This window comes from Sphingobacterium shayense, assembly GCF_013179575.1.
GTDB lineage: Bacteria > Bacteroidota > Bacteroidia > Sphingobacteriales > Sphingobacteriaceae > Sphingobacterium > Sphingobacterium shayense.
This window is the reverse complement of record NZ_JABMCQ010000019.1, coordinates 30756-39083: the sequence shown is the minus strand read 5'-3', so window position 1 is coordinate 39083 and position 8328 is coordinate 30756. Positions and strand designations below refer to the sequence as shown.

7 protein-coding genes and 1 tRNA gene are annotated in these 8328 nt (G+C 41.2%); 3 read left to right on the top strand and 5 right to left on the bottom strand.

Going from position 1 to position 8328, the window contains the following annotated elements; all coding sequences use genetic code 11:
• Window positions 1-115: 115 nt before the first annotated feature.
• From HP439_RS04280 to HP439_RS04260, 5 genes are all read right to left on the bottom strand, one after another.
• Window positions 116-187 (bottom strand) — tRNA-Arg (locus HP439_RS04280).
• Window positions 188-300: 113 nt separating this feature from the next.
• Entirely contained in the window at window positions 301-927 is a 627-nt protein-coding gene (locus HP439_RS04275) for a hypothetical protein (protein ID WP_172389110.1), read from the bottom strand.
• 13 nt (window positions 928-940) lie between these two features.
• Window positions 941-3262 carry a TonB-dependent receptor gene (locus HP439_RS04270; protein ID WP_172389109.1) on the bottom strand — a complete coding sequence of 774 codons (2322 nt, stop codon included), beginning with the start codon at window positions 3260-3262 and terminating at the stop codon, window positions 941-943.
• A 33-nt stretch (window positions 3263-3295) separates the two neighbouring features.
• Complete coding sequence (locus HP439_RS04265) at window positions 3296-3607, bottom strand: hypothetical protein (RefSeq protein ID WP_172389108.1); 312 nt, start codon at window positions 3605-3607, stop codon at window positions 3296-3298.
• A gap of 191 nt (window positions 3608-3798) precedes the next feature.
• Complete coding sequence (locus tag HP439_RS04260) at window positions 3799-4824, bottom strand: endonuclease/exonuclease/phosphatase family protein (RefSeq protein ID WP_172389107.1); 1026 nt, start codon at window positions 4822-4824, stop codon at window positions 3799-3801.
• A 170-nt stretch (window positions 4825-4994) separates the two neighbouring features.
• On the opposite strand from HP439_RS04260, the gene HP439_RS04255 reads away from it, so the two are divergent.
• From HP439_RS04255 to HP439_RS04245, 3 genes are read left to right on the top strand one after another with little or no spacing between them, the layout of a single operon-like run.
• Complete coding sequence (locus HP439_RS04255; protein WP_172389106.1) at window positions 4995-6170, top strand: glycosyltransferase family 4 protein; 1176 nt, start codon at window positions 4995-4997, stop codon at window positions 6168-6170.
• A complete protein-coding gene (locus HP439_RS04250) occupies window positions 6164-7183 on the top strand; it encodes a flippase-like domain-containing protein (RefSeq protein ID WP_172389105.1) in 1020 nt (339 codons plus the stop codon). The genes HP439_RS04255 and HP439_RS04250 overlap by 7 nt, the downstream gene beginning before the upstream one ends.
• Window positions 7164-8327: a glycosyltransferase family 4 protein gene (locus tag HP439_RS04245; protein WP_172389104.1), complete on the top strand. Its 1164-nt coding sequence runs from the start codon at window positions 7164-7166 to the stop codon at window positions 8325-8327. The genes HP439_RS04250 and HP439_RS04245 overlap by 20 nt, the downstream gene beginning before the upstream one ends.
• Window position 8328: the final 1 nt, after the last annotated feature.

Here is an 8328-nt window from a genome sequence, read left to right as displayed (position 1 = left end):
ATTTAATGTCTACAAAATGTCTACAAAAACTATCTGCCGTGCTATCTAAAAACCCCGTGTCAAGTGGCTTTAAAGCTATATTATGAGGTTTCAGCAATGCTGAAACCTCATTTAGTGTCCTCGGCGGGGGTCGAACCCACATCTTCAGAACCGGAATCTGAAATTCTATCCATTGAACTACGAAGACCTCGGCTGCAAAAATAACACTTTTTACTTTACTTCGTACGCTAATTAGAAAATAATATTGTCGCGCAGCAAAGCACCAAACAAACGCTATTTTAACATGCTGAAACCTACTGTTTAATGCCCCTCGTCATGCTCAGTAAGGTGTACCTCGAATTTAAGGTCAAGATCATTATCTCCTGTAAATTTAGTAAAATCTTCATTATTCCAATCCTCGGCCGTAATACTACTTTTTATTCCTGTATTCAAATGGCGCATCACATAACGTAAAGTGAACGTATCAGAATGTTCAACAACTGTAAGGTAACCCGTCACACCGACGTTAACGTTATTTCCCTGTGGGTCAACATCCGCGTATTGATAATTTAACGCACCCGTTGGTGCTCCGAGAATAAACGCTTGATGCTGCTCCGCGCGAGACACAAAGGTCTGCTGAGTCTCACGACCAGCAAAATCCTTCGCCAGTAAACTTACTCTATAGCTCGCCCCCACGTCTAGATGGTAATGGGCTCCTACCGGAGGCAAAAAATTCACACCATCGAACGCGATCTCAATGATTTCAGGATTCTCAATGTCTTCATAAGTAGTCTGTCCTCCCTCAGTTTTAGCGGCTACTTCGGTAAATACCAATGTAGCTCCGCTGACTTCTTCTTGATCAACCTCAGCTATAGGATCATCTTTCGAGCATGAGACAGTAGTTAATATTATACTACAAGTAAGTAAACCTAAAATAAACTTTTTCATTACATTATACATTTTAAAATTGATAAGAAATTTTTACATTAATATTTCTGCCCATTTGATGGGCGAAGTACCGAAAACGGTCCATATAATCTTTATAGCTTACGTTCATCAAATTTTCCGCCGACACAATCAAGTTTAAAGATTGTTGTTGACTAATCGAAAACTGCTTACTAGCAACTAGATCAAACAGATGGTAGTTAGCCGGGGGAGCTGCATAATCTGTCTCTGGTTCATAGCGTGTCTGTCTAGCTACAAACCGATGCGACAATCTAAGATAAGAATCTCGCTCCTGCGTACCCGCGTACTGCCATCGAAATCCGTGCCATAGGCGGTCCGCAGGGATATAGGGTAAATAACTATCAAGCTCCGTATTTTTTGCACGCACGATAGAGGCCGAAAAGTCATAAGCGAATATCGGATTAATTTGGTAACTCAATTTGAGGTCGGCGCCGTAAAAGAAAGCATCGTGTTGTTGATAAGAAAATAACGGAAAGGTCCCTCGTATAGTCTGGCGAACAGAATCTGGATGAGGCTGCGCATAAATGTAATCAGTCAGAAACTGTCCATAAATATCGAGTGTTGCTTGTAAGTTTTCTGATTGCCACAAAAATGTATTTAACCATTTTAACCCCTTCTCGCTTTTTAAATTCTTATCTCCCACTTCATAACTTGCGCTCCCGTGATGCAGACCATCACTATAAAGCTCGTTCACCGAAGGGGCTCGCCAAGCTAAGCCTAGATTGCTTTTCCAGTTTAATTGCTCGCTCAAATGATAAAGTATACCTAAAGATCCAGATGCATTATGAAATTTACGTGAATCTGTTAACAGATACTGTGTCAGATCGCCGGAACTATCAGCATTATATTGATAACGATAGCCGGCAACATCCAAGTGTTTGTAATCGTAGCGCGCCCCCACTTCGGCGTGCAAACGACCTATATGAAACTGATGGATACCGAAAACCCCTACAGCATAGCTATCATAATTGGGTATAATCGGTGTCGTACCAGTTCCTGGTGTGTTGTTGTTAATTTGTACGGCCCCCTGCACACCTACTGAACTATTTTCACCCCTAAGAATAAGATCAAGACTCTGCGTTGTCAACACCATATCTGCCATTGGTAGATCATCCGACTCTACTCTACGCATATCGAATTCCTTTCGATGGTTACGCTGAATCCCATACTCTACGGCCAAAGATCTCCCTTTATCGAGTGTTCTTTTCCAACTAAGCTTTCCTAAATCATGACTCACGGCCTGTTTTGGAGCTCCAATAGCATAGCTAAAGTCATAAGATTCAAACGGGCGCCCGTTTACAATTCGCGCTTGAATATCCTCGATTGTACTAATATGCGCACCTTGAAAAATACCCAGTTCCGATCCGAAATGACTGTAATATGCTTCAAATGCGTCTTTATTACATTTATACTGTAGAGTCCCCGCATAGTTAAGTTCCTGCACCCCTGTGTTACCCAGGTAGTAATCGGCCGTTTTATAGTTCCCAAGTTTCTTTCCCGTCGCCTGTACACGCCAAGCCAGTCCTGGTATCTGATTGACGGATCCCTCAAGCCTGCCATGCAAAGCTCCGCCTCGACCATTTGACTGTCCAGCAAGATCGAGCTTTCCATGCAGTCCTGGGTCAGTGTTAATATCCGGCGCCGAAACAACGACTACACCTCCGAGCGCATCGGCACCGTAACGAACCCCCTGAGCACCCTTAACGACCTCTAGGCGGTCTGCGAGAAAAGGGTCAATCTCTGGGGCATGCTCCGCACCCCATTGCTGCCCCTCCTGCCGGATACCATTATTCAAAATCAGAATTCTATTACTGTGCATCCCGTTAATAACGGGTTTCGCTATATTAGCTCCATTCGTCAGCATCGAAACACCCGCGATACGGCTTAACGAGGCGGCGAGGTTCTCGCCTTTACTTTCTTGCTTTTGCTGATTAGACAGTCGGTGGGTGCTCAAAGACAAAGATCCAGATCCTACTCCCATAATTTGCACATCTTTAAGATGTATAGCATCTACATCCAAAGTAACGTGCAACGTTGTATCACTAGAAATATGATAACTAAAACTTACTGGGGTGTAACCAATGTGCCTAAACTGAAGCGCTAAGTCACCTGCACAAATAGAAGAAAGTCGAAAAACACCCTGCTCATCGGACATCGTTTGTTTATGCCCCTGTTGCGATATTATAACCCCCTGAAGCGGACTTCCACTCGCAGAAAAAACCTTCCCTATAATTTTTAAAACACACTGTTGCTGCCCTTTCAGAAAACCTCCCGAACAAAGAAGCATGCAAACGAGCATGATACGCCATTTTCGCATCTACCTTGAACTAAATAAATATAATTTGTTGATTTACCCTAAAAAAATAGAGGACGAAGGGGGGGCTCTTCCATTACACATTAATGAAAGGATATCTGCTAATCCACCCTGTACGCTATTATTGCTTAACGTATACAAAATTTGCTCGCAGGCTTCTGGCAAGTAGGTAACAGTCGTGAATTCACTGCTTACTTGGTGAGTCACAAACCAACAAAGCGCGCACAAATCGGCATGGTGGTCTGGGGAATCTGAAGATCCATCTTGGCAATGATGCACCTTTTCGTGCTGCAAATCATGGGTAAATTGCAACGCACTAGTTAGCGTTAAGCTAACTAAAGTTATCATTACAAGTGTTTGCCGCAAAAACTTCCCTATCATATATTGGCTCAAAGATAGATCAAACGCAACAATATTGCAAATAAAAAAAAGACTTTAGCCGGGGAGACTTAAGTCTTAGTTTTGTTAAACACTCTTAACACTCAAAAATACAGAAGCTAATCAATCTATATTTTTGAAGAAAAACGTAACTACCTTGGTTAAGGGAGATCCGTGTTAAGATTTTCTGACAGCTGTCTTTTTCGCCAAGCTAGGTTTAAAGAAACGGCGCAATGATCAGAAAGGGCCTGACCTTGTCCATTTTGAAACTGTCGGTTTTCAACTTTATACGAGCGCGGAGTAAATTCTATACTGGAACTATTGCGAAAATATATTTTGTCAATACTCTCACAAGAATCTGTTAGTCGTAACTTATCTGTTGCAACAAATTCATTGATCACGTTAGGAACAGTGCCATTGTTTTGTAGCAAAACCCATGCATCCTGTAATTCTAGGGGCTGATAAAATCTAGCAAGATCATCCCAACCTGCAGCGTAATGTGCATTAAAGTCACCCATGACCAATAACGCGCGATTGCCTGAATGTTGCTCAATGAATTGTTTTAACTGCAACAGATTCTTTTCTCTAGCTTTAACGGCTGGCTCAATATCGGATGCCGTGGCGTGTAAGTTGTAGACGTCAACGGTCATTCCCCTAGCAATTTCGATCCTAGTAAACAAGAATCCTTTCGCCGCATAACAATCCGCGCCATGACAATCGGTCCATTCCACACGTTGAGATTCTAAAACAGGGTATTTGGAAAGAATATTTAATCCATCACCAAAAGGAATAGCTTGTTTCTGGCGAGTTCTGTATCGATGCATATTCCCTCCATTATAGAGCTCTCTGTGGTAATAAAAATCCTCTTGTACGTTTACAATATCAAATGAATTGATTCGTTCGGAAATCACTTTCATACTTGCCGCACGAGGGCTTTCAGCAGCAGAAATGATTTCGGGGAGTCCTGCTACGTTATAGGTTAACAAAGATAGTTCTCCTGAAGAAACCGCTGCAGGCTCATACCCAAGCGTCTGATTGAAAACGGGAATAACACCTGCCGAATGACTCGTTTTTATTGAATATCCGTAAAAAATAATCACGCCGAAAATAGCTAAGGGAGCAATCCATTTCCTTGGTCTTTTCCAGATAATTTGTGCATGCATCGATTCTTGGTTTTTATTACTCAAATCTAACAGGCTAATATGACTTCAATATAAACTATAAATTAATCTTCTGTATCAGATTTATACGATCAATGTAAACCTCAGACTAAAATTTAATAAAACATTAACGAACTGATTACCTGAGCAAAACACCACTTTCCTATTTTAGCATAAATAACACAAAACAACAATTTATGACAAAAGTCGCATTCTTCGCAGAAATACTCATTGAGGACTTTGATGGTGCTTCAAGAACCATGTTTCAGATTATCAACAGAATCGACCCTACTAAATTTAGTTATTTGTTTATACACGGGAAGGGACCAACCACACTAAAAGACCACAAAGCGATCCGCATACCAACGCTGAACTCAGTTTTGAATAAAGACTACAGCATAAGTATGCCCGCATTAAGCAAAGAACAACTTTATGCGGCTCTAAGCGAATTTCAACCCGACGTTATTCATATCTCCACACCTTCCCTACTCGGCTTTTTCGCACTGCGATATGCACAACGACACAATATCCCAGTAATTTCCATTTATCATACAAACTTCATCTCCTATATTCCTTATTATTTCAGACGATTTCCGGCATTGATAAATCCTATTCAGCGGTGGATGCGCAGCACATTATCCAAGTTTTACAACACGTGCGATCAAGTTTATGTTCCCTCTCATAGTATGATCCGGCAGTTGAGAAATTTTGGAGTAAATGACGACAAGCTCAAGCTATGGCAAAGAGGGATAAATCTCAATCTTTTCAACCCTGATAAACGAGACAAAACCTATATTCAACAACGAACGGGGAATAAAAAACCATCTGTACTTTTTGCTAGTCGGCTCGTTTGGGAGAAAAACCTACAAACCCTTATCGCAATCTATACTCGCCTCCGTGAACAAGGTGTCGAACACAACTTTATCATCGCGGGTGACGGTCCCGCTAGAGCGGAGCTAGAGCGATTAATGCCACACGCAGTTTTTTTAGGGAGGCTTGATCATCAGGAACTGGCAGTCCTATACGCATCTTCCGATGTATTTGTGTTCACTTCTACCTCGGAAACATATGGAAATGTAGTCGTGGAAGCAATGGCCTCTGGATTACCTTGTGTAATTGCAGATGGTGGTGGTAGTGCAGATCTAATCAATCATCGTCACACAGGTTATAAATGTAGCCCAAACAATCCTGAGGATTACACGATTCATATCAAACTTCTTCTAAATGACCCCGACCTCCATCGGGTAATTCGGAGTGCATCTCTTCATCAAGCTCAATCTTTGGACTGGGAAAAACTAGTTGATAAGTATTTTCAAGATATTCAAAATATGTCCGAACAAACGAACAGAGATTTAATCTGGACAGCGTGTTAAAACCGACTAAATCTCATTGGCTGAAACTGGCCCTGTTACTGGGAATCGTAGTACCAATCTCAATTTTTATCGGTCTCACCGATTTTCATCTGGTTCGTCTAGAACTTTCAGCAATAGGTTTTAATTTTTTAACTTTAATCTTCAGCACTTTTATTGCCTATTTACTGGGAACCTTAGGTTGGTGGATATGTTTAGGAGATCAACGTAGTCAAATAAAAATACATCGGTTATTTGCTATACGACAAATTGGTGAAACGGTCGGCCTATACAACCCTTCTAGCATTGTGGGAGGCGATCTACTGAAAGCCACGCTCCTTTCATCTTATGATATCCCAGCCAGTACAGCCTCCGAGTCAGTTGCGGTGTCCCGCTTGACGGCCATAATCTCTCAGTTCGTCTTATTGACTTTCGCCGCATCTTGGTTATTGTTCAGCCGACATCAACACTTACCACAATGGTTAGACATATCCTTAATCTTATTAATAGTGAGTCTAGTATCAATCGGAATATTAACATTATTACTATTAAACAAAAAAGTAATCCGAAAGAGAAAAACATCTTCCCAGAACGTTAATTTCTTCAAGAAGTTACAAGGGAAAACTTTCGAACTTCTTGGGCAATGTCAATGTTTTTATCAACATAGAAATCGTGAATTTTGGCTTTCCTTTCTATTTTTCTTGCTACACTGGATAGTCGGTAGTTTTGAGTTTTATCTTATTCTTTATTTAACTGGCTACGATGTTACAATAATGCAGGGCATACTTATGGACATGGGTGTAGTCATCATCAAAAGCGCAGTAGGTTTTATCCCGGGACAATTAGGAATCGAGGAGCTGGCCAACCAGCTAGTACTTCTGGCCGTTGGAATTGGCACAGGATCCCTTTGGCTCACCGTCTCAATACTACGTAGGGCCAGACAGTTAGTTTGGATTGCCGGCAGCGCACTATTATATTTAATACTCCCAAAAACCGTAAAAAATACCGCTTTTACAGATGGAAGTTCTATTTGTTAGTCACAAATACCCACCGTCAGTTGGCGGAATGGAAAAACAAAGTTATGAGCTTATCAGCGGAATGGCTCAACATGCGAAAGTTTACAAAATCGTATATACCGGTGAGGAAAGTTACTTTCAGTTCTTTCGAAAACTGAATAATAGAATCTTACAAATGATTCACACTCATCCTGCTATCAGTATTATCCATTTTAACGATGGTCTCATCGCGACTTTAAGTCTGTTGCATTCGGGCTATAGTCATGTCAAAAGGGTAGTAACCGTCCATGGCTTGGATGTTGTTTTTCCACTATGGATTTATCAACGCATGATTATCCCAAAATTCAATCGGTTTGATCATATTATCGCGGTTAGTAACGCAACCGCACAAGCTCTCAAAGAAAGAAAGGTACATCAAGATAAAATATCAGTTATTAATAATGGTATTGATCATAGTCTATATGTAGAACATAGTGAGGATCAATGGGTACTTGTGAAAAATAAATATAACATCCCAAACGAAAAAAAAATTCTACTAATGCTGGGTCGTCCAGTAAAACGCAAAGGTTTTTCATGGTTTATATCCGAAGTACTCCCGATGTTGTCGGACAACATTCTCGTTGTCTTAGTAGGCCCTTTTCAGACCGAGACTACGAAAACTGAGCGAATGCTCCGCTTTCTTCCTTCTTCGCTGCGCAACCTATACATGTTATTTATGGGGTATCCATCGGATCAGCAAGCGTTACGCTTCCTGCTTGAATCCCCCGACATCAAATCTCGAGCAAAACACTTGGGTAAACTACCACAAGAAGATCTAAAGGTACTCTTAAGCTATAGCGATATTTTTCTAATGCCAAATATCCGTGTGGAGGGCGATATGGAAGGTTTTGGTTTGGTCTGTCTTGAAGCGAGTCTTTCGGGATCACTCGTGCTTGCCTCGCCTATCGAGGGAATCACAGATGCAATTATTTCCGAGAAAAACGGAAGACTTGTATCCTCTGCAAGCCCAAGCGCATGGAAACAGGAAATCGAAGAAATTCTAAACGACGACAGTACCTTATCACACAACCAAAGACGTTTTCGTGATTACACACTCAAGAATTACAGCTGGCTGAAGATGACGACACAATACGCACGATTATTTAAAGCAATCGACACGAAATAAT